We start from the raw sequence: 513 nt of genomic DNA, 5'->3' as shown, positions 1-513 counted from the left end.
GTTTGATTGGCCTTTCACCCCCAGCCACAAGTCATCCGCTAATTTTTCAACATTAGTCGGTTCGGTCCTCCAGTTGATGTTACTCAACCTTCAACCTGCCCATGGCTAGATCACCGGGTTTCGGGTCTACACCTTGCAACTAAACGCGCAGTTAACACTCGGTTTCCCTACGGCTCCGCTATTCGCTTAACCTCGCTACAAAATGTAAGTCGCTGACCCATTATACAAAAGGTACGCAGTCACGGTCTCTTGTCCCGAAGGACTGAACCGCTCCCACTGCTTGTACGTATACGGTTTCAGGTTCTATTTCACTCCCCTCACAGGGGTTCTTTTCGCCTTTCCCTCACGGTACTGGTTCACTATCGGTCAGTCAGGAGTATTTAGCCTTGGAGGATGGTCCCCCCATATTCAAACAGGATGTCACGTGTCCCGCCTTACTCGTTTTCATCAATGGTTAGTTTTCATGTACGGGGCTATCACCCTGTGCCGCTGCGCTTTCCAACGCATTCCACT

The 513-nt window shown here is 50.3% G+C and carries 1 rRNA gene; it reads right to left on the bottom strand.

Going from position 1 to position 513, the window contains the following annotated elements:
• Positions 1–513: ribosomal RNA gene (locus L5L77_RS22685) — 23S ribosomal RNA — on the bottom strand; the annotation flags it as partial.

It is taken from the genome of Shewanella sp. SM29 (assembly GCF_025654245.1).
Lineage (GTDB): Bacteria > Pseudomonadota > Gammaproteobacteria > Enterobacterales > Shewanellaceae > Shewanella > Shewanella oncorhynchi.
Note: the sequence above shows the minus strand (reverse complement) of the source record. Positions and strands in the feature narration are given on the sequence as shown.